19 protein-coding genes are annotated in these 21,291 nt (G+C 70.2%); 15 read left to right on the plus strand and 4 right to left on the minus strand.

The window, feature by feature from the left end; all coding sequences use genetic code 11:
• Positions 1-54 precede the first annotated feature (54 nt).
• The 14 genes from dop to ACX80N_RS05310 all read left to right on the plus strand — a co-directional run bounded on the left by dop (position 55) and on the right by ACX80N_RS05310 (position 15,950).
• Positions 55-1,620, plus strand: coding sequence for a depupylase/deamidase Dop (dop, locus tag ACX80N_RS05245; protein WP_459338754.1), 1,566 nt, complete (start codon positions 55-57; stop codon positions 1,618-1,620).
• Positions 1,621-1,666: 46 nt separating this feature from the next.
• A complete protein-coding gene (locus tag ACX80N_RS05250) occupies positions 1,667-1,870 on the plus strand; it encodes a ubiquitin-like protein Pup (RefSeq protein ID WP_105030629.1) in 204 nt (67 codons plus the stop codon).
• 3 nt (positions 1,871-1,873) lie between these two features.
• Complete coding sequence (gene prcB, locus ACX80N_RS05255; protein ID WP_459338573.1) at positions 1,874-2,701, plus strand: proteasome subunit beta; 828 nt, start codon at positions 1,874-1,876, stop codon at positions 2,699-2,701.
• A 2-nt stretch (positions 2,702-2,703) separates the two neighbouring features.
• A complete protein-coding gene (gene prcA, locus ACX80N_RS05260; protein ID WP_459338574.1) occupies positions 2,704-3,444 on the plus strand; it encodes a proteasome subunit alpha in 741 nt (246 codons plus the stop codon).
• Positions 3,444-4,805: a Pup--protein ligase gene (gene pafA / locus ACX80N_RS05265; RefSeq protein ID WP_459338575.1), complete on the plus strand. Its 1,362-nt coding sequence runs from the start codon at positions 3,444-3,446 to the stop codon at positions 4,803-4,805. Before prcA ends, pafA begins: the two co-directional genes overlap by 1 nt.
• Before the next feature lie 142 nt (positions 4,806-4,947).
• Complete coding sequence (locus ACX80N_RS05270; protein ID WP_459338576.1) at positions 4,948-5,892, plus strand: FKBP-type peptidyl-prolyl cis-trans isomerase; 945 nt, start codon at positions 4,948-4,950, stop codon at positions 5,890-5,892.
• A gap of 65 nt (positions 5,893-5,957) precedes the next feature.
• Positions 5,958-6,353, plus strand: a complete 396-nt coding sequence (locus ACX80N_RS05275; RefSeq protein ID WP_105030624.1) for an FKBP-type peptidyl-prolyl cis-trans isomerase — start codon at positions 5,958-5,960, stop codon at positions 6,351-6,353.
• Positions 6,354-6,497: 144 nt separating this feature from the next.
• The gene (locus tag ACX80N_RS05280; protein WP_459338577.1) at positions 6,498-8,486 is read left to right on the plus strand and encodes a helix-turn-helix transcriptional regulator; all 1,989 of its coding nucleotides are present in this window, start codon (positions 6,498-6,500) and stop codon (positions 8,484-8,486) included.
• Positions 8,487-8,495: 9 nt separating this feature from the next.
• Positions 8,496-8,846: a hypothetical protein gene (locus ACX80N_RS05285; RefSeq protein ID WP_105030622.1), complete on the plus strand. Its 351-nt coding sequence runs from the start codon at positions 8,496-8,498 to the stop codon at positions 8,844-8,846.
• Positions 8,847-8,882: 36 nt separating this feature from the next.
• The gene (gene tatA / locus ACX80N_RS05290; RefSeq protein ID WP_459338578.1) at positions 8,883-9,302 is read left to right on the plus strand and encodes a Sec-independent protein translocase subunit TatA; all 420 of its coding nucleotides are present in this window, start codon (positions 8,883-8,885) and stop codon (positions 9,300-9,302) included.
• 69 nt (positions 9,303-9,371) lie between these two features.
• Positions 9,372-10,157, plus strand: coding sequence for a twin-arginine translocase subunit TatC (tatC, locus tag ACX80N_RS05295; RefSeq protein WP_459338755.1), 786 nt, complete (start codon positions 9,372-9,374; stop codon positions 10,155-10,157).
• A 127-nt stretch (positions 10,158-10,284) separates the two neighbouring features.
• A complete protein-coding gene (locus ACX80N_RS05300) occupies positions 10,285-13,107 on the plus strand; it encodes a DEAD/DEAH box helicase (protein WP_105030619.1) in 2,823 nt (940 codons plus the stop codon).
• 47 nt (positions 13,108-13,154) lie between these two features.
• Positions 13,155-14,792 (plus strand): amidohydrolase, encoded by a 1,638-nt coding sequence (locus ACX80N_RS05305; RefSeq protein WP_459338579.1) that lies wholly within the window; start codon positions 13,155-13,157, stop codon positions 14,790-14,792.
• Between the two features lie 432 nt (positions 14,793-15,224).
• Positions 15,225-15,950 carry a polyprenol monophosphomannose synthase gene (locus tag ACX80N_RS05310; protein ID WP_105030617.1) on the plus strand — a complete coding sequence of 242 codons (726 nt, stop codon included), beginning with the start codon at positions 15,225-15,227 and terminating at the stop codon, positions 15,948-15,950.
• A 91-nt stretch (positions 15,951-16,041) separates the two neighbouring features.
• Here ACX80N_RS05310 and ACX80N_RS05315 read toward each other — a convergent pair whose 3' ends face one another.
• The 4 genes from ACX80N_RS05315 to ACX80N_RS05330 form a co-directional block, all read right to left on the minus strand.
• Complete coding sequence (locus ACX80N_RS05315) at positions 16,042-16,389, minus strand: RNA polymerase-binding protein RbpA (RefSeq protein WP_104051092.1); 348 nt, start codon at positions 16,387-16,389, stop codon at positions 16,042-16,044.
• 303 nt (positions 16,390-16,692) lie between these two features.
• A complete protein-coding gene (locus tag ACX80N_RS05320) occupies positions 16,693-17,625 on the minus strand; it encodes an SPFH domain-containing protein (protein WP_105030616.1) in 933 nt (310 codons plus the stop codon).
• Between the two features lie 75 nt (positions 17,626-17,700).
• On the minus strand, positions 17,701-18,186 hold the full coding sequence (locus ACX80N_RS05325) for an NfeD family protein (protein WP_459338580.1): 486 nt from the start codon (positions 18,184-18,186) through the stop codon (positions 17,701-17,703).
• A gap of 104 nt (positions 18,187-18,290) precedes the next feature.
• Positions 18,291-19,178 carry a putative RNA methyltransferase gene (locus tag ACX80N_RS05330; RefSeq protein WP_459338581.1) on the minus strand — a complete coding sequence of 296 codons (888 nt, stop codon included), beginning with the start codon at positions 19,176-19,178 and terminating at the stop codon, positions 18,291-18,293.
• 69 nt (positions 19,179-19,247) lie between these two features.
• Here ACX80N_RS05330 and ACX80N_RS05335 point away from each other — a divergent pair, with 69 nt between their 5' ends.
• Positions 19,248-21,290: a S9 family peptidase gene (locus tag ACX80N_RS05335; protein WP_459338582.1), complete on the plus strand. Its 2,043-nt coding sequence runs from the start codon at positions 19,248-19,250 to the stop codon at positions 21,288-21,290.
• Position 21,291 lies beyond the last annotated feature (1 nt).

Here is a 21,291-nt window from a genome sequence, read left to right on the forward strand (position 1 = left end):
GGGCCCGAGGACACGCTGCCCCGGGTGGGTGAGGGGATCTCCGTCCACCGGGTCATGGGGACCGAGACCGAGTACGGGATCATCGCCCCCGCCCTACCGTCCGCGAATCCGACGCTGCTGTCCTCGCAGGTGGTCAACGCGTACGCGGCGACCCTGCGCGAGGGGCTCGGCAATCTCGCCGGGACGCGGTGGGACTACACGGACGAGACCCCGCTGACGGACGCGCGCGGCTTCCGGATGGATCGCGCCGCCGCGCACCCGAGCCAGCTGACCGACGAGTCCGCCGAGCTGACCGCCGAGCAGATCGCGCTCGAACGCGGAGAGCCCGTCGACGCCGCCGTGCTCATGAACCTGGTGCTCAACAACGGGGCGAGGCTCTATGTCGACCATGCCCACCCCGAGTACTCCTCGCCGGAGGTGTCCAACCCCCTCGACGCGGTCCTGTGGGACCGGGCGGGCGACCACGTCGCAGTCACCGCCATGCAGCGCATCGGGACCATGCCCGGCTTCTCGCCCGTCATCCTGTACAAGAACAACACCGACAGCAAGAGCGTGTCCTACGGGGCCCACGAGAACTACCTCGTACCCCGCAGCGTCCCCTTCACGAAGCTCGCCGAAGCGCTCATCCCCTTCTTCGTCTCCCGCCAGATCATCTGCGGGGCCGGGCGCGTGGGCCTCGGTCCGCTCAACCAGGCGCCCGGATTCCAGGTGAGCCAGCGGGCGGACTTCTTCGAGAACGAGATCGGCCTCGAGACCACGGTGCGGCGTCCCATCATCAACACGCGGGACGAGCCGCATGCCGTCGCCGAGAAGTACCGGCGGCTCCACGTCATCATCGGCGACGCGAACCTCAACGAGGTGTCGAACTACCTGAAGGTGGGGACGACCTCCCTGGTGCTCTCGCTGATCGAGCAGGGCCTCGCACCGGTCCCGGTCCTCGCGGACCCGGTGGAGGCGCTGCGCACCATCAGCCATGACCCGACGCTGCGGGCCACGGTGCGCCTGACCGACGGCCGGGACCTGACCGGTCTCGACCTGCAGGAGCTGTACTGCGAGGCGGTCCTCGCCGCCCTGCCCGCGGATGCCGACGAGCAGACGCGCGACGTCGTCGACCGCTGGCAGTCACTCCTGGCGACGCTGCGCCGCGATCCGATGGACGCCGCGCGCCAGGTGGACTGGATCGCCAAGCTGAAGGTGCTGGAGGCGTACCGGGCGCGGGACGGCCTCGCCTGGACCGATCCCCGCCTGGCCCTGATCGACCTGCAGTACGCGGACCTGCGCCCGGAGAAGGGGATCTACCAGCGCCTCGCACGCCGCAACGACGTCGACCTGCTGGTGTCACCCGGCGACGTGGCCCGCGCTGCCGTCGAGCCGCCGCGGGACACGCGGGCCTACTTCCGGGGCCGCTGCATCGCCGAGTTCCCGGCGGCAGTGGTGGGCGCGAGCTGGGACTCGCTGATCTTCGAACTCGCGGGGGAGCGCAGGCTGCAGCGTGTCCAGACCCGCGAGCCGTTGCGGGGAACGGCGGCGCTGACGGCCGAATTGTTCGACGTAGCAGCCGACGCAGAGGATTTCCTCGCACGATTGTTGAGCGGCCCCGATCGCCGCGTGGCACCATAGGAACCTGATCCCACAACGGATCACGCATGCACGGAAGGGGAGCCCAATGGCTACGCAGGACCGCAGGAACACCAGCGGATCGGCCTCCGAGGTGGAGGAGGAGATCCCCGAGCCCGGCCCCGCCGCCCCCGCGGCCCAGGACTCCACGCAGACCCAGGGCGTGGACGACCTCCTCGACGAGATCGACGGCGTCCTCGAGTCCAACGCGGAGGAGTTCGTGCGTGGATTCGTGCAGAAGGGCGGCCAGTAGCGGATGCTCCCGGACGAAGCAGCAGCAACGGTTCCCCGCGCCGCCTCGACCTCGTTCGCCGACTATCTCGGTGTGCACCACCCCGCACTGCTGCCGTCCAACCGGACGCTCGGTCCGGTGAGCCCGGCGGCGGACGCCGCCCACCTGGCCCCTCACGCCACCACGATCGTCTCCCTGAGCTTCCCCGGCGGGGTCCTCATGGCCGGTGACCGGCGCGCCACGATGGGCAACGTCATCGCGAGCCGCCACATCGAGAAGGTCTTCCGCGCCGACCACTACTCCGTCCTCGGCATCGCCGGCAGCGCCGGGATCGGGGTGGACCTCGCCCGCCTGTTCCAGGTGGAGCTCGAGCACTACGAGAAGATCGAGGCGACCATGATGAGCCTCGACGGCAAGGCCAACCGGCTCGCCGCGATGGTCCGGCAGAACCTCCCGATGGCCATGCAGGGACTCGCCGTCGTCCCGCTCTTCGCCGGGTTCGACGCCGACCGCCACACCGGACGGCTGTTCTCCTTCGACGTGACGGGCGGACGGTACGAGGAGCACGAGCACCACTCGATCGGCTCCGGGTCGGTCTTCGCCCGGGGAGCGCTCAAGAAGCTGTGGAACCCGCGCCTGGACGAGGCGTCGGCGGTGCGCGTCGCCGTGGAGGCCCTCTACGACGCCGCGGACGACGACTCCGCGACGGGCGGACCTGACGCCGTGCGCTCGCTGTGGCCCGTGATCTACGTCGTCGACGCGGCAGGTGCCCGTCGCATCCCGGAGCGCGACCTCGAGGCCGCCTCGCGCTCGGTCATCGATGCCCGCTCCGCGGCCGGCAGGGAGGCCTAGCGGTGACCCAGCAGTTCTACGTGTCCCCCGAGCAGCTGATGAAGGACCGCGCGGATTTTGCGCGGAAGGGCATCGGGCGGGGCAGGTCGGTGGTGGTGATGAGCTGCTACGACGGCATCGCCCTCGTAGCCGAGAATCCCTCACCCTCGCTGCACAAGCTGGGCGAGATCTACGATCGCATCGCCTTCGCAGCCGTCGGCAAGTACAACGAGTTCGAGAGCCTCCGGCAGGCGGGGGTGCGCTACGCGGACGTGCGCGGCTACTCCTACGCCCGGGAGGACGTCACGGCCCGGGGGCTCGCCAGCGTCTACGCACAGAGCCTGGGCGCCGTGTTCACCGCCGAGAGCAAGCCCTTCGAGGTGGAACTCGTGGTGGCCGAGGTGGGCCGCACCCAGGAGGCCGACCACCTCTACCGGCTGACGTTCGACGGCTCCATCGCCGACGAGTCGGGCTTCGTGGTCATGGGCGGTGCCGCCGACGTCGTCATCGAGGCCCTGCGCGGTGCCTGGTCCACCGATCTCGGCCTCACCGACGCCGTCCGCGCCGCCGCGCGTGCCCTGCGGAACGACGCCGCGTCGCCCGGCACACCGGCGGACACAGTCCAGCCCCTCGATCCGACCGTCCTCGAGGTCGCCTTCCTCGAACGCGACCCCGACACGCTGCGGGGGACCCGCCGCGCCTTCCGCCGCATCGGGGGCCCCGATCTCGAGGCCCTCCTGGCGCAGGACGGACAGGACACCTGATGGACCGGCGGATCTTCGGGGTCGAGACCGAGTTCGGGATCTCCTACTCGGGCCCCAACTCGCGTCCGCTGTCTCCCGAGGAGGTGGCCCGGTACCTCTTCCGCAAGGTCGTCAGCTGGGGCCGGTCCTCCAACGTCTTCCTCACCAACGGGTCACGCCTCTACCTCGACGTCGGCTCCCACCCCGAGTACGCCACCGCGGAGTGCGACGACCTCGCCCAGCTCGTCGCCCACGACCGCGCCGGCGAACTGATCCTGGAGGACCTCGTCTCCGAGGCGCAGCGCAAGCTGGCGCAGGAGGGTTACGACGGCAAGATATACCTCTTCAAGAACAACACCGATTCCGCGGGCAACTCCTACGGCAGCCACGAGAACTACCTCATCCCGCGCAAGCTGGAGTTCGCACGGCTCGCGGACATCCTCATCCCGTTCCTCGTGACGCGGCAGCTGCTCGTCGGTGCCGGCAAGGTCCTGAAGACGCAGACCGGTTCCCTCTACGCGTTCTCGCAGCGCGCGGACCACCTGTGGGAGGGTATCTCCTCGGCCACGACCCGCTCCCGCCCGATCATCAACACGCGCGACGAACCGCATGCCGACGCCGAGCACTACCGCCGCCTCCACGTGATCGCCGGCGACTCGAACATGTCCGAGACCACGATGCTGCTCAAGGTCGGCTCCGTCGACCTGCTGCTGCGCATGGTCGAGGCAGGGGAGATGATGCGCGACTTCCGGCTGGAGAACCCCATCCGGAGCATCCGCGAGATCTCCCACGACCTTACGGGCCGGCACCTGCTGAAGCTCGCGAACGGCCGGCACATGACCGCGCTGGAGATGCAGCGGGAGTACCTGGACCGCCTGACGGGGTTCGTGGACCGGCACGGCGCGCACAATCAGCACGTGCCGGCCATCCTGGACCTGTGGGAGCGGGTGCTCGACGCCGTGGAGACGGGTGACACCGGCCGCATCGACAGGGAGGTGGACTGGGCGATCAAGAAGAAGCTGATAGACCGCTACCTGGAGCGCTCGGGGGAGGACCTCGACTCCGCCAGGGCGGCCCAGCTCGATCTCACATATCACGACATCTCGCGGTCCCGCGGCCTGTTCTTCCTGCTCCAGTCCCACGGGGAGACCGCCCGGGTGGTGGACGACACCGCCGTCAAGGAGGCGGTGGACGTGCCGCCGCAGACCACGCGTGCCAGGCTCCGCGGCGAATTCGTCCGCCGGGCGAAGGAGGCCAACCGCGACTACACGGTGGACTGGGTGCACCTGAAGCTCAACGACCGCGCACAGCAGACCATCCTCTGCAAGGACCCGTTCACCTCCGTCGACGAGCGCGTCGAGGCACTCCTGCAGCAACTGTGATGCCGCGCACGCAGCACCGCGACGGGTGATCGGCCGTCAACAGCGGGTCCGGAGGAGAAAGCGCCCAGCCCGAGCCGTTAGGCTGGTCGGGGCCTTTGGTCCGCGGGCGGCGTGACCTGAACATCGATCTGAAAGTGGTTCTGTGCGAAAAGTACTAGCGATCCTCCTTCCCCTGCTGCTGTTGCTGACAGCATGCGGCGGTACCTCGACGGGGAAATCGGCGGGCGCCGCCGAGATCTTCGACACGGTCAAGGTGAGCGGCGGGTCCGACGAGGAAGCACCGACGGTCGAGTTCGAGTCGCCGCTGGACACCAGCGCCGCAGCCGCCAAGACGGTGGCCGAGGGCGAAGGAGCCGAGATCAACGAGGGCGAGCAGATCCGCGTGCAGCTCGTGGCGCTCAACGCCGAGGACGGCGCCGTCCTCGGGGACACGTACAGCCAGGGTGAGCCCCAGGTGCTCCCCATGGACGAGAGCTTCAAGGGCCAGTTCCCCGAACTCTACGAGGTCCTCATCGGCACGAAGGTCGGCTCGCAGGTCGCCTTCGCCGCCCCCGCCCCCGAGGCCCCGGAGGGTGCGCCCGAGGGTGCACCCGAGAACCCGAAGCAGATCCTCGTGCTCAAGGTCATCTCCTCCGAGCAGCCCCCGCCCGAGCCCGCGGTCCTCTCTCCCGAGGACGTCAAGAAGCTCGACGACGAGGGCCGGCTGCCCACCTTCACCTTCGGTGAGAACGGAGCCCCCGAAGTCACCATCCCCGAGAACGAGCCCTCCGACGACCTCGTCGTGAAGGTGCTCGAGGAGGGCGACGGCGAGGTGCTCGCCGAGGCCGACACCATCACGGCGAACTACACCGGCTGGACCTACGACGGCGAGAAGTTCGACTCGAGCTTCGACCGCGGCGAGCCCGCGACCTTCCCTCTGACCGGCGTCATCACCGGCTGGACGAAGGGCCTCACCGGCCAGAAGGTCGGCTCCAAGGTCCTGCTCGTCATCCCCGAGCCGTGGGCCTACCCCAACGCGACCCAGGGCCAGCCTTCCGGCACGCTCGTGTTCTACGTCGAGATCACCGGCAGGGAAGCCGCCCAGTAGTCCGGGCCGTCCCAGACGTACGTTCCCTCCCTTCCGTATCCCCATCCTCCGACGAAAGGAAAACCATGTCCTTCGGACAGCGCAGCTTCGACCGGCAGAAGCCCGAGATCGACTTCCCCGACCACGCGGTACCCACCGACCTCGTCATCGAGGACATCATCGAGGGAACCGGTGACGAGGCGAAGGCCGGCAACACCGTCTCCACGCACTATGTAGGGGTCGCATTCTCGACGGGCGAGGAGTTCGACGCCTCCTGGAACCGCGGAGCCCCGCTCGATTTCCGCGTCGGCGTGGGCCAGGTCATCCAGGGTTGGGACCAGGGCCTGCTCGGCATGAAGGTCGGCGGGCGACGCCGCCTCGAGATCCCGTCGCACCTGGCCTACGGGCCGAGCGGTGCCGGGTCGGCCATCGGACCGAACGAGGCGCTCATCTTCGTCGTGGACCTGCTCGCGGTCCGCTAGCCGCCGCGGCCCGGGCGTTCGACCCGGCGGTCCGAGCAGCACCGTCGAGCAGGATCGCCCAGCAGCACCGTCCAGGAGGGACGCAGGTCAACCCCGGTTGGCCTGCGTCCCTCCTGCCGCTTCCAGTGAAGGTAGGGTTTCCCCGTGTCCGCAAAACGTACCGAACGCCTCCTCACCCTCGTGATCATGCTCCTCTCGAGCCGCCGCGGATTCACGAAGGAGGAGTTGTTCGAGGAGATCGACCTGTACCGCGAGGCGACGTCCGCAGCGGCCCGCGAGAAGCTCTTCGACCGGGACAAGGCGGCGCTGCGCGAGCAGGGCATCCCGCTGGAGTCCTTCAGCGAGGACACCCTGTTCGACAACGACAACACGGTGCAGCGGTACCGCATCAGCGCCGAGGACTACCGTCTGGGCGGCGTCACGTTCCAGCCCGAGGAATACGCCGTGCTGAACCTGGCCGCGGGCGTCTGGGACCAGGGCTCCCTCGACTCCGCGGCCTCCCGTGCCCTGAGGAAGCTGAGCTCGCGGAGTACCGACGGCGGGATCGAGCTCACGCCCCTCATCCAGCCCCGGATCACCACGGACGCCCCCTATTGGGACATCGTCTGGCAGGCGCTCACCTCCCGCGCACCCCTGCGCTTCCCGTACCGGGCCGCCAGCACGGGCCGCGAGGAGCTGAGGACCGTGCACCCGTGGGGCATGGGGGCCCGCTTCGGCCACTGGTACGTGGTGGGCTACGACACCACCCGCCAGGCCGAGCGCTTCTTCCGGCTCTCCCGGATGACCGGCGAGCCCGTGGTGCTGGAGGGCACCTTCGAGGTACCTGCGTCCTTCGACATGAACCAGACGCTCTCCTCCCTGTCCCGCAGGGAGCCCGACCGTGTCGCCGTCGTCGCCGTCCGGCCCGGCTCCTGCCAGGTCCTCAGGGTCCGCAAGGAGACGGAGGTCCTCCAGACGGGGGAGGAGTGGGACATCCTGCGCGTGCCGTACGCGGCGTCGAGCCCCATGGCGGCGACCGTGGCCGGACTGGGGGTCAACGCCCGCGTCGAGGATCCGCAGGAGCTGGCAGCGGAGGTCGGACGGCTTCTGGAGGGCGCGTACGACGCCGCGGTGGCGGCGCCGCGCGGGCTCGAGTTCCCCAAGGGGGTGCGGCAGGCGCCGCGGCGGAAGTCCTCCGCGCAGGACCACCTGCTGCGCCTGCTCGACCTCGTGCCGTACCTCCTCGCGCACCCCGGGGCCGAGGTGGAGGAGACGGCGGCCAAGTTCGACATCAGTGAGAGCCAGCTGACCAAGGACCTGGACCTGCTGTTCGTGAGCGGCCCGCGGCACTACCCCGACGGCCTGATGGACGTGAACATCGAGGACGGCCGGATCTACCTGACGAACGCGCGCGACCTCGCGGAGCCCGTGAAGCTGAGCATGGACGAGGCATGCTCCCTGATCGTCGGGCTGCAGGCCCTGCGGGAGCTGCCCGGCATGAGGAACAACGAGGCGATCGTCAGCGCCCAGACGAAGCTGACGGCCGCCACGGGGGACGCCGCCCGCATCGGCACCGCCGTGGCCACCAAGCTGACGGAGGACGACATCGACCCGACGCTCGAGGTGCTGCAGGCAGCCCTGCACTCCCGGGTGCGGGTGGCAGTCGATTACTTCGTGCCGACGCGCGACGAGATCACGCACCGTCTGGTCGAGCCCATCCGGATCTTCCTGCACCAGGACACCTGGTACCTGGAGGCATGGAGCGTGGACTCCGACGGCCTGCGCAACTTCCGGCTCGACCGCATCCAGACCGCCACGCTCACGGACCAGCCCGCCACCGCGCTCGTGGACGAGGAGTCCCTCGCCCGGGACCGGCAGGCCGCCCTGCCCTACCGTTCCGGCACCACCGATCAGGCCGTCACGCTCCTGCTGGAGCCCCGGGCCCGTTGGATCGCAGCCCAGTACAACGCGGACGCCGTGCAGGAACTCGGCGAGGACCGGCTCGCTGCCCGACTGAAGGTCGCCTCGAGTGCGTGGATCCCCGGCCTCGTCGCCGGCCTCGGCGGGTCCGCGGCCGTCGTGGCACCGGACGAACTGCGCGAGGAGACCCTCCGCTGGCTCGAGGCCGCCCGCGCGCACCAGGCCCTGGCCTAGACTGAAGCCATGCTCTGGTGGATGTGGATCGTGCTGTGGGTTGCGCTGGTGGCCGTCAGCGTGATCTTCCTGGTGGTGGTCGGCTTCCGCGTCTTCCGCCGCGGAATGCGAACTCTCGGTGAATTCGGGGAAGCGATGGACCGCCTCGAGGTTAACGTCCCGTCTGACGACGCCGGTGCGCCTCCCACCCGCGGCGTCCCCGGGATCCCCGTCCCCGCCGTGTTCTCGAGGCCCGAGGATGTCCGGGCCGCCCGCGATCTCGCACGGCTCCGTCGGATCGACGACCGGCGCAGCCGCCGGATCGTCAAGCGCGCCGGGCGCGGCCAGCCCCAGCTCCTGCAGGACATGCCCCACCTGTGACCTAAACTGGAGGGGGATCAACGAGAGGAATTGGGCATGAGGCTCGAAGGCTGGCACATCGTCATCATCATCGTTCTTGCGATCGTTCTGTTCGGCGCTCCGAAGCTGCCTGGTCTGGCGCGCAGCGTGGGCCAGTCCCTGCGGATCTTCAAGTCCGAGGTGAAGCAGATGAAGGACGAGAACAACGACCCGGGCACGGACCCCGTCGAGGGCCGTGTCGTCACCAACCCGGCACCGCAGACCTACACCCCCACCTACCAGCCCGGCCAGCACCAGGGCGAGCACCAGGGCCAACCGTACGGTCAGCCCGGTCAGCCCGGTCAGCCCGGTCAGCCCGGCCGGCAGGCGCCCTACCCGGGCGAGGCCCGGAACCAGGGACACGCTGAGGGACGCGCCGACGGGCAGTACCCCGCGGGCGGTCCGCAGCACGGCAGTACCTCCTCCACCAGCCAGTAGGCCCGGAACGTCCCCGTGTCACCAGCAAAGGCCCGCCCGCGCGGGCGCAAGGCCAACCCCGAGGGGCGCATGGCCCTGAAGGAACACCTGCGCGAGGCACGCAACCGGCTGTTCAAGTCCTCGATCGCGGTTCTCCTCGCGACGGTCGCCGGGTTCTTCATCTACGAGCCGGTCCTGCGGGCGCTGGCGGCGCCCATCATCGCGATCAACGCCCAGGACGGCAGGACGGCATCGCTGAACTTCGACAGCGCCGCCTCCCCGTTCGACCTGCTCATCCAGGTCTCCGTGTTCCTGGGCCTGGTCATCTCCAGCCCGGTCTGGCTGTACCAGCTGTGGGCGTTCATCACCCCCGGGCTCAAGACCAAGGAACGCCGCATCGCGCTGGCGTTCATCGCCGTCGCGTTCCCCCTGTTCCTGGCAGGCATCGCCTTGGCGTGGCTGATCCTGCCCAACGCGGTCCGGGTCCTGACCGAATTCACCCCCGAGGACTTCTCCAACTACATCAGCGTCTCGGTGTACTTCACGTTCGTCCTGCGGCTCATGCTGGCCTTCGGCATCGCGTTCCTGCTACCCGTGGTCCTGGTGGGCCTGAACATGGTGGGCCTGGTCTCCGGCAAGCAGATCCTCAAGGCATGGCGGATCACCGTGTTCCTCGTGTGCCTGTTCGCCGCGATGGCCGCCCCCGGCGGGGACGCGCTGAGCATGTTCTACCTCGCCGTCCCGCTGCTGCTGCTGTTCTTCGTCGCCATCGGTCTGTGCCTGCTCAACGACAAACGCCGCGCCCGCCGCAACGCCGCCCGCAAAGCCGCCGTCGAAGCCACCGCCGACACCGCCTCATCCCTGGACACCGTCTAGCAGCGGACGTCCTGCCGGCCGTCCCGGCGGGCCGGCCGCGGCGGCATCGGCGGAAGCACGCCCCGCGCCGGGATGGTCCGCCCAGACGCCGGATGCCGGGCCGGTGCCGAGCGTCTAGGGTGGAATGATGACCACCCCCGCGGAGAGATATGCCGCTGCCAAGGCCCGTACGGAGCGCTCACGGACCCAGCTGTTCCGGTTCGAGCAGACCCTGGACTTCGAGCTCGATCCGTTCCAGCGGGAGGCGTGCACGGCCCTCGAGGCGGGCAGGGGTGTCCTCGTGGCTGCGCCCACGGGCGCCGGCAAGACCGTGGTGGGCGAGTTCGCGGTCTTCATGGCCCTGCAGCACGGCCTCAAGGCCTTCTACACCACGCCCATCAAGGCCCTCAGCAATCAGAAGTACTCGGAGCTGGCGGCTGTGCACGGCAGCGACCGCGTGGGACTGCTGACGGGGGACACGAGCATCAACGCCGACGCCGACGTGATCGTGATGACCACCGAGGTGCTGCGGAACATGCTGTACGCGAACTCCGACGCCCTCGACAACCTCGGCTACGTGGTCATGGACGAGGTGCACTACCTCGCCGACCGCTTCCGGGGAGCGGTATGGGAGGAGGTCATCATCCACCTGCCCACCGAGGTCAAGCTCGTGTCGCTGAGCGCCACGGTGTCCAACGCCGAGGAGTTCGGCGCGTGGCTGGACACCGTCCGCGGCGACACGGACGTCGTCGTGTCCGAGCACCGCCCCGTCCCGCTGTGGCAACACGTGATGGTGGGGCAGAACCTGATCGACCTGTTCGCCGGGGACATCGCCTTCGACGAGGCCGCACCCGCCGGGGCCGAGACCGGCGCACGCGACCAGTACGACGTCAATCCCGAACTGCTGGACCTGGCGAGCAACGAGATCCGGCTCAACCAGCGGGCCAACTGGGGTGCGGGAGGCCGCCGCGGGAAGTCGCGCAGCGGGCGAGGCGGCCCCCAGCAGATGTCGGTGGTTCGGCGGGCCACGCGTCCGCAGGTGATCAGCGCCCTGGACCGCTCCGATCTCCTGCCCGCCATCACGTTCATCTTCTCCCGGGCGGGGTGCGAGGCTGCGGTGACGCAGTGCCTGCACGCCGGGCTGTGGCTCACCACGGAGGACGAGCGCGACGAGATCAGCGAAACCATCGACGAGGCCACACAGGACATCCCGCGCGACGACCTCGAGATCCTCGGCTTCTGGACGTGGCGGGAGGGCCTCATCCGCGGCTTCACCGCGCACCATGCCGGGATGCTGCCGACCTTCAAGGAGATCGTGGAGCGGCTGTTCGCCGCGGGACTGGTCAAGGCCGTGTTCGCGACGGAGACCCTCGCCCTCGGGGTGAACATGCCGGCCCGGACCGTGGTGCTCGAGAAGCTGGACAAGTTCAACGGCGAAGCCCACGTGGACGTGACGGCGGGGGAATACACCCAGCTCACCGGGCGGGCTGGACGGCGCGGGATCGATGTCGAGGGCCACGCCGTGGTCCTGTGGCAGCCGGGCACCGATCCCGGCGCGGTGGCCGGCCTCGCCTCGCGCCGCACCTATCCGCTGAACTCGAGCTTCCGGCCGACGTACAACATGAGCATCAACCTCATGGCGCAGTTCGGGCAGGAGCGCTCCCGCGAGATCCTCGAGACGTCCTTCGCCCAGTTCCAGGCGGACCGGTCCGTCGTCGGCCTCGCCAAGCAGGTGCGCAGCCGCGAGGAATCGCTCAAGGGCTACGAGAAGTCCATGACGTGCCACCTCGGCGACTTCCGCGAGTACGCGAACCTCCGGCGCGAGCTGTCCGACCTCGAGTCGAGGGCGTCGCGGGACAGGTCCCGGAACCTGCGCTCGGCGGCCGAGACCTCACTCGAGGCCCTCCGTCCGGGTGACGTGATCGACGTCCCCGGGGGCAGGAGCCAGGGCTACGCCGTCGTCCTCGACGGGGACACGTCCCGCGAGCCCCGTCCCACCGTGCTCACCCTGGAGACGCAGATCCGCCGGGTGGGCGTGCAGGACCTGGACGGTCCCGTCGAGGTTCTCTCCCGTATCCGCATCCCCAAACACTTCAGCGTGCGCAGCCCCAAGGACCGCCGTGACCTGACCTCCTCTCTGCGCAACGCGCTTGCCGAGAACCGGCCGCCCCGGCGCGGTGCGGACCGTGTGTCGGCGAGCCATTCGGCGTCGGCGGCCGCCGAGGAGCGCGCCATCACGGACCTGCGGCGCCGGCTCAGGGCGCACCCCTGCCACGGCTGCAGCGAACGGGAGCAGCACGCGCGATGGGCGGAGCGCTGGTGGAAGCTGCGCCGGGAGACGGACAACCTCGCGGGGCAGATCCGTGGCCGCACCAACACCATCGCCAAGACGTTCGACCGCGTCTCCGAGGTCCTCGGTCACTACGGGTACCTCGAGTACACCGACGACGCCGTGACCGTGAGCGCCTCGGGCCAGAAGCTGCGCCGCATCTACGGCGACAAGGACCTCCTGATCGCGCTCTGCGTCGAGGAGGGTGCCTTCAGCGACCTCGACGCCGCGGAGCTCGCCGCCCTCACCACGGTGCTCGTGTACCAGGCGAAGCGCGAGGAGCGCGGCATGCGGCCGGTCATGCCGAGCGTGTCCCTCGAGGGTTCCGTTGAGACGATCATCCGGCAATGGTCACAGCTCAACGACGTCGAGGAGCAGCACCGGCTGCCCGTCACCAGCGAACCGGAGCTCTCGCTCGTCTGGCCGATGTTCAAGTGGGCGCAGGGCCGGTCCCTGCAGGCCGCCCTGAGCGGGACCGAACTCGCTGCCGGGGACTTCGTCCGCTGGTCGAAGCAGGTCATCGACCTCCTCGACCAGCTGGCCAAGGTGCCGGACCTCCCGGGGGGCCTGCAGCAGACGTGCGTCAGGGCGATCCGGCTGGTCCGCCGCGGCGTGGTGGCATACTCGAACATCAGTGAATAGTCCCGTTCCGGGAACGCACCGACCACAGAAAGCCTCGCCGCAACCCCATGCCCAGCCCACGCCCCACCCCCGTCCTCTACCGCAACGGCTCCGTCTACAGCCCCGCCGATCCCTTCGCCACCGCCATGCTCGTCGACGGCGGGACCGTTGCCTGGGTGGGGACCGAACACGCTGCGACGAACCTCGAGGGGCCCGGCGTGCGCAGCGTCGACCTGGACGGTGCCCTGGTCACGCCCGGGTTCGTCGATGCCCACACCCATACGACGGAGACGGGGATCGCCCTCGGATCGATCGACCTGACGGCCTGCCGCTCCCTCGCGGAGCTCCTGGCCGCGGTGTCCGCCGCGGCCACGGCCGGACCCGCGACGATCCTGGGCTTCGGCTGGGACGAGTCGTCCTGGCCGGAGCGGCGCGTGCCGACGGCTGCGGAACTCGACCGCGCCGGCGGGGGCGCCCTCGTCTACCTGGTACGGGCCGACATCCACTCCGCGGTGGTGTCCGGTGCCCTCGCGGCGGGCCTGGGCCTCGCCGGCCTCGACGGGTGGGACGACGGCTTCGTGGTGCGCGCGGCGCACGAGGCCGCACGGCGGGCGACCCGCAGCCTCACCCCCGACCAGCGCAGCACCTACCAGCGGGCCGCGCTGCTGCATGCCGCGAGCCGGGGCTACGTCGCGGTCACGGAGATGGCCGCCCCGCACATCGCGCCCCGGGAGGACCTGGAGACGCTCCTGTCGCTCGACGGCCCGCAGCGCGAGATCCCCCTGCCGGAGGTCATCCCGTACTGGGCGCAGCTCACCTCGTCCCGCGAGGAGGTCCGCGAGCTCATGCAGGGCTTCGGCGGCAGGCTCGCGGGCCTGGCGGGGGACCTGAACGTCGACGGCTCCATCGGCTCGCGCACCGCGGCGCTGCGGGAGCCCTACAGCGACGATCCCGGCAGCCGCGGGACGCTCTACCTCGACGAGGACGCCGTCGCCGCCCACCTGCTCGCCACGACCGCCGAGACCGTCCAGGCCGGCTTCCACGTCATCGGCGATGCCGGGCTCGACGTCGTCCTGCGGGGGCTCGAGGTGACGGCGGGGGAGCTGGGCGTGGAGGCCGTGCGCCGGGCGCGCCACCGCCTCGAACACGTGGAACTCGCCGACGACGCCGCCATCGCCGCCCTGGTGCACCACGGCGTCGCCGTCAGCGGACAACCGGCCTTCGACGCCCTGTGGGGGATCGACGGCGGCCTGTACGGGCAGCGGCTCGGGGGGCGCAGCGCCGGGATGAACCGTTTCGCGTCCCTCCTGTCCGCGGGGGTCCTCCTGGCGCTCGGCTCGGACAGCCCCGTCACACCGCTCGATCCCTGGGCGTCGGTCCGCGCATGCCTGCAGCACAGCAACGGCTCGGAGAACATCTCCGCCCGCGCCGCGTTCATCGGCCACAGCAGGGCGGGGTGGCGGCTCGCGGGCCGCAGTCCGATGATGGGCCAGCTCGCCCCAGGGACCCCGGCGTCCTTCGCGGTGTGGCAGGTCGACGAACTCATGGTGCAGACACCGGACAACCGCGTGCAGTCCTGGAGCACGGATCCCAGGGCGGGCACACCTCTGCTGCCGGCCCTGGACACGGAGAACGCGCCGCTCTGCCTTGAGACCGTGCACGAGGGACGGCGCCTGTTCGCGGCCGACGGTTTCCCCGCCTCCTGACGCTGTCCCGATGCGGGAATCAGTCGCCGGGACCCGCACCCTGCTGACCTGCGACGAAGCACATCGCCGCAGGTCAGGGCGCTGTTGACTCTCACTCCACAGCACGTAAGCTTTTGCGTTACGGGTTGGATGACCTCCTGACGGAGGGCACCCGGCTGGTCTCCTGAGCGCAATGCATCGGCCTTCGAAACGGCGCGTGTTGCCCATCTTGGCGGAGCTGGCACTCAAGGGCGGGTCCACGGGTCGGTAGAGAACGGTGGCGTCATCCGTGCCGGCACCGGTACGAAGACGCGTGGATCTGCCCGCCCTTGTCCGGGGGCGGCGGGGGTTACCCGGATGCGGCGGGCGCGTCGCCTATGCTTGGACTCGTTCCGCTGTGTGCGGAGCGGTCCCTGCGCGTTGCGCATTCCCTGATGGAAAGGTCCCGGCTGCGTGCGAGTCGTCACGATCATCCCCACCTACAACGAGATCGAGTCGCTCCCGTTGACCCTCGCCCGCCTGCGTGCGGCGGTCCCGGCGTCGGACGTCCTGATCGTCGACGACAACAGCCCCGACGGTACCGGTGATCTCGCCGACCGGGCAGCGGCGGCCGACGGGCAGGTCCACGTGCTGCACCGCACGGGCAAGGAGGGCCTGGGCGCGGCGTACATCGCCGGTTTCCGGTGGGCCCTGGCCCGGGATTACGACGTGCTGGTGGAGATGGACGCCGATGGCTCCCACAGACCCGAGCAGCTGCCCTCGCTGCTGGATGCGGTGGACCGGGCGGACCTGGTGATCGGCAGCCGCTGGGTGCCCGGGGGCAGTGTGGTGAACTGGCCCGCGCACCGCAAGCTGCTCTCGCGCGCGGGCAGCACCTACTCGCGCCTGATGCTGGGCCTGCCCGTGCGGGATATCACCGCCGGGTTCCGGGCCTTCCGCCGCTCCACCCTGGAGGCCCTGGACCTGTCCGCGGTGGCATCGGTGGGGTATGGCTTCCAGGTCGATATGACCTTCCGGGTCGCCCGGCAGCGCCTGACGATCGTGGAGGTCCCGATCACCTTCGTCGAGCGTGAGCTCGGTGATTCGAAGATGAGCGGCAACATCGTCTTCGAGGCCATCGCCAATGTCACCCGGTGGGGACTCGGTGCCCGCTGGCGCACACTCACCGGACGGGGCTGACCCCGGCACCCACCCGGACGCAGAAGAGGCACCCGCTACCGCGGGTGCCCCTTTTGCGTGCCCGACGCCAGGATCGCGTCGCGTCCATCGGCTAGGCCGAGCGGCGCTCTCCACGACGCTCGCGCAGGATGGTCAGGCGGTCCTGCAGGATCTGCTCGAGTTCCTCGACGGAGCGGCGCTCGAGGAGCATGTCCCAGTGCGTGCGCACGGGCTTGTCGTTCGAGGTGTCAGGCTTCTCGCCGTCGACCAGGAGGGCCTCCTTGCCGGTCTTCGAGACCCAGGTGGCCGGGATCTCGGCCTCGGACGAGAAGGTCACGAAGACCCGCTCGCCGTCCTCGCACCGGTACTCGACCCGCTGCCGCGGAGCGGGCTCGACGCCGGATTCCGTCTCCATGGACTGCGCTCCGAGGCGCATGCCGCGCAGGCTGCGATCGCTCATGATTGTCTCCTACTCACCGTGGCCCCCGTTCGCCGGAAGCCGTTGCCGCTGTTCTTTCCCGAAGATCCCCGGGCCGTGTCACCGACACACCCGGTACCGCTGCCACCGGGAGGTGGAAGGGAAGCCGTCTGTACAACACCATGCCGTGCGGGAATGTTCCCGCAGGCGAAGGGGTAAACACCTAAGTGTACAGGTCAGCCCGCGTGACGCCGCCGGCACCTGCCAGCACCTGCCGGTACCTGCCGGGAACCACGAGAGCCGCCACCGCCGGAGCGGTGGCGGCCCTCGTGCCCGGGCGGCGGATCAGCCGCGGGAGACCATCTCCGGTCCGTCGGCGGGGGAGTCCGGCGTGGTGGTCCCCAGCACGTTGCCGATGCCCTTCAGGGCCTCACCGACCTCGCTCGGGATGATCCAGAGCTTGTTCGCCGAACCGTCGGCCAGTTTTGGCAGCGTCTGCAGGTACTGGTAGGCGAGCAGCTTCTGCGTCGGGTTGCCCTTGTGGATCGCGTCGAACACCTTGTGGATGGCCTGCGCCTCGCCGTCGGCGCGGAGGATCGCGGCTTTCGCGTCACCCTCTGCGGCCAGGATGGCGGCCTGACGCTGGCCCTCGGCGGTCAGGATCGCGGACTGCTTGGTGCCCTCCGCCGTGAGGATCGCGGCGCGGCGGTCGCGCTCGGCACGCATCTGCTTCTCCATCGAGTCCTGGATGGAATGGGGCGGGTCGATGGCCTTGAGCTCCACGCGGCCCACCCGGATGCCCCACCGACCCGTGGCCTCGTCGAGGACGCCGCGGAGCTGCCCGTTGATCTGGTCGCGCGAGGTGAGGGCCTCCTCGAGGTTCAGCCCGCCGACCACGTTCCGCAGGGTGGTGGTGGTCAGCTGCTCCACGGCCTGGATGTAGTTGGCGATCTCGTAGGTCGCCGCACGCGGGTCCGTGACCTGGAAATACACCACCGTGTCGATGGACACCACGAGGTTGTCCTCGGTGATCACGGGCTGCGGAGGGAAGGAGACCACCTGCTCGCGCAGGTCGAGCAACGGCAGCAGCCGGTCGACGAACGGGATCAGGATTGTCAGGCCCGGGTTCAGCGTCCTCTGGTACTTTCCGAGCCGCTCGACGACGCCGGCGCGTGCCTGCGGAATGATCCTGACCGACTTCACGAGTACGACCAGGACGAAGATGACGAGGACGATCAGGACGATGGTGAGTCCGATTCCTCCGGCGGAGCCGTTCATGGATCCCCTTGCGTTGTGGTGGGTGCACCCGTCAGGGCCGGTGTGTGGCCCGGGGGTGCGGGAAGAGTTGGGCGCCTACGCGTCGACGACGGGAGGCGCGGGGCGGTCGTCCCGCGAGGCAGCGGGCTCGACGACGGCGGTGGCGCCGTCGATCCTCGCGACGGACAGGCGCGTCCCGGCGGGAAGGGCGGCGCCGTCGGCCGAGCGGGCGGTCCAGGTGTCGCCGCCGATCTTCACCGTCCCCGAGTGGGCCGTCACGGGTTCCAGGGCGAGGGCCGGGGCGCCGACGAGACGGTCGATGTTGTTCAGCTGGTCCGCCGGGCCCTTGCGGAGGTGGCGGACGGCGATGGGCCGGACGAGCAGGATCATGAGCAGGGACACGACCGCGAAGACGACGATCTGCAGGACGAGCCCCGCGCCGGCGAACGTCGCGACGAGGGCGGCCAGCGCGCCGACGGACAGCATGAGGAAGAACAGGTCGAGGGTCAGGGTCTCCACGGCAGCCAGTCCCAGGAACAGCACCAGCCACAGGATCCAGCCGTTGTCGAGCAACCACTCCATCGAGCATCCCCCTCGTATCCCGGCCGCAGGAAGCTGCCGGTCCTCCCATTCTGGCAAACGCCTCCGACATAACCTAGGCTCCGGACCCCGGCGCGGGGCAGTCGTTACCCTTCCGTGCCTTCGGGATCCCGTATGAGCCCTTCCCGGTCGGGCGAGGGCCCCGTCGCGACCAGCACCTGGACCGTGAAGCGTGCCGCGACCTCGAGGGGCGCGGCCGGCCCTACCACGGGACCCGCCTGCCCGGCCCGTGCATGGCGCGCCGCGGGTCCCATGACCAGCGCCGAGCGCGCCAGGTCCTGTGGCAGGGACATCACGTAGTCGAGGTCCTCGCGGGCGGCCTCCATCAGCGCGCCCTCGAAGGAGGCGAGGACGTCGTCGGCTTTGTGTGCGGGCACGGACAGGAGCGGTCCCACCGCCTCGAGCCCGGCGAGGTGGCCCGGCCGCGGCGTGACGACGACGACGCACCCGCCCGGTGCGAGCACGCGGACGAACTCGTCGGCGTTCCTGGGTGCGAAGACGTTCAGGAGGACGTCCACCGAGCCGGAGGCGAGAGGCAGCGGGCGCCAGACGTCCCAGACGATGCTGATGCCGCCGGGGAGCCTGCGGGCGGCACGCCGCAGGGCCGCCTTGGACAGATCGAGGGCGACGGGGAAGACCCCCGGAGCCGTGCCCGCGAGCCCGTCCAGGTAGTACCCCGTGCCTGCACCGGCATCGAGGACCACGCCGGGTGCCGATGCGTGCGCGAGCGCTGCCGCGACGACCGCGCGGCGCAGAGGCTCGTAGGCGCCCGAGCCCAGGAACTGCTCCCGTGCGTCCACCATCTCGGCGGTATCGCCCTCGAACGGCGAGCCCCTGCCTGTCAGCAGGTTGAAGTAGCCCTGACGGGCCGCATCGAACCGGTGACCCTGCGCGCAGGCCAGGGTGCGGTCCGTCTCCTCCAGCGGGGAGGCGCAGACAGGGCAGACCAGGAGGTCGCGGGGGAGCGGAGGCACCGTCCCATCCTAGAGAGACTCTCCGCCCTACCGTTGACTCAGGCCACCGTTTCGGGTCTAGTCGGAAGGGTGAAACCACACCAGATCGAACTCCTGACCACCACGGGCACCCCGACGCTGCACCCCGACGGCTCCCGCCTCGTGGTCGCCGCGACCCGCCCCGACCTCCGCGCCGACTCCTATGTGGGCCAGCTGTGGGAGCTCACGTTCGAGGGCGGCCGCCGACGGCTGACCCGGGGATTCCGTGACACCGCCCCGCAGTACTCGCGCGACGGCGAGCTCCTCGTGTTCCTCCGGGCGGCGCCGGGCGGCAAACCGCAGCTGTTCGCGGTGCGCGCCGCCGGCGGCGAGCCCGTGCAGCTGACGGACCAGCCCCTGGGCGTCGCCCACTTCGACATCGCACCCGACGCGCGGACGATCGTCTTCGCCGCGAGGGTGGCGGAGACCGGACGCTACGGCACCCTGGACGGCGTGGGTGCTGGCCAGGAGGACCCACGCCTGATCACCGGGTACAAGTACCGCATGAACGGCCTGGGCTACACGACGGACAAGCGCTCGCAGGTGTTCACCGTGGCTGTGCCCGACCTCGATGCCGAACCGTTCGTCGCCGCTGTCGGCCGGCGCGGGCAGCAGCACGACGACGGACCGGGCGCCCTGGAGGAGCAGGGCGCGGTGCCCGCCGCCCGGCAGGTGACGACGGCCGACGCCGATCACCTCGAACCGGTCTTCTCCACCGACGGACGGCGCATCCTCTTCACCGCCGCCCTCGCGGCGGACGCGGACTCCACGCTCGTGTCCGACATCCACTCGGTGGACCTCGATGGCGGCGACCCCCGGCAGCTGACGAACCTGACCGGGGACACCCGGCTCGGCTGCAGCGCACCCCGGCCCGGCGCCGACGGCACGTCGCTGTTCTTCCTGGCCTCGGACCTGTCCCCGTCGGGGCTGGACTTCGTGGCCCGCAACACGGCCCTCTACGTCCTGCCGCTGGCGGACCCGCAGGACGTGCGGCGCCTCACCGACCCGGAGACCGTCGACCTCGGAGAGGTTCAGGAGATCGTCGCCGACGGACCGGACTCCGTCCTCGTCGTCAACCGCTCTCGCGGCGCGGGCGAGCTGCTGCGCGTCTCGGCGGCGGGGCGGAGCGACACGCTCGTCACCGGCCCCACCGTGGTGACCGGGGCCGCTGCGGCGGGCGGCGCCGTCGTCGTGTCCTACACCGACCCATCCACCTCCGGGGACGTCGCCGTCGTCGACGGCTCCTCGCTGCGGCCGGTCTCGGACTTCTCCGCCCCGCTGCGCGAGCAGACGCGCGTGGGAGACCTGCAGGAGCGCTCCTACCCGGCACCCGACGGCACGCCCGTGCACGGATGGGTGGTCCTGCCCGAGGGGGAGGGCCCGCACCCGGTGCTGCTCGTCATCCACGGCGGCCCCTTCGCCCAGTACGGGTGGGGGTACTTCGACGAGGCCCAGGTGTACGCCGCCGCGGGCTACGCGGTGCTGCTGTGCAACCCCCGCGGCGCCGCCGGCTACGGGCAGGAGCACGGGCGGGTCATCAAGGAGGCGATGGGCACGGTGGACCTCGACGACGTCCTCGGCTTCCTGGACGGCGCGCTCACGGAGTTCGATGCCATGGACACCGGACGCCTCGGCGTCATGGGCGGCTCCTACGGGGGCTACCTGACGGCATGGACCATCGCCCACGACCACCGGTTCGAGGCGGCGATCGTCGAGCGGGGGTATCTCGATCCGCCGTCGTTCGTGGGATCCTCGGACATCGGCTGGTTCTTCTCGGAGCAGTACACGGGCACGGATCCCGCGCACGTGGCGGAGCAGAACCCGTTCGCGCAGATCGGAAAGGTGCGGACCCCGGCGTTCGTCATCCACTCCGAGGAGGATCTGCGGTGCCCGATCGAGCAGGCACAGCGGTACTACACGGCGCTGAAGAAGCAGGGTGTCGAGACCGAGCTGCTCGTGTTCCCCGGCGAGACGCACGAGCTCTCACGGTCGGGCACTCCCTGGCACCGCCGGCAGCGCTTCGAGCACATCCTGCGCTGGTGGGCGCGGTACCTGCCCACCGACGCCAACCCGGCTGACAGCGCCGCCCGGTAGG

The sequence above is a fragment of the Arthrobacter sp. MDT2-16 genome, assembly GCF_054510925.1.